General features: G+C 43.6%; 1 protein-coding gene. It reads left to right on the top strand.

Features of this window, described 5'->3' with window-relative positions:
• Positions 1-289 (top strand): pyruvate formate lyase family protein (locus C1E99_RS00490; RefSeq protein ID WP_330848212.1); only part of this gene is annotated, 289 nt, incomplete at both ends.

Raw genomic sequence — 289 nt, 5'->3', positions numbered from 1 at the left:
ATTCTTGACAACATCTATGGCAGGTATGGGTAACGATGGTCGTCACCGTGTTACTAAGATGGACTACCGTTTCTTAAACACACTTGACAACATCGGTAACTCTCCAGAACCAAACTTGACAGTTCTTTGGTCAGACCAACTTCCACATTCATTCCGTCGCTACTGTATGGCAATGAGCCACAAACACTCTTCTATCCAATACGAAGGTGTGACAACAATGGCGAAAGATGGTTATGGCGAAATGTCATGTATCTCTTGCTGTGTATCTCCACTTGATCCAGAAAGCGAA

The organism is Streptococcus suis, assembly GCF_002964045.1.
GTDB lineage: Bacteria > Bacillota > Bacilli > Lactobacillales > Streptococcaceae > Streptococcus > Streptococcus suis_U.
This window is presented reverse-complemented; position numbering and strand designations above follow the sequence as displayed.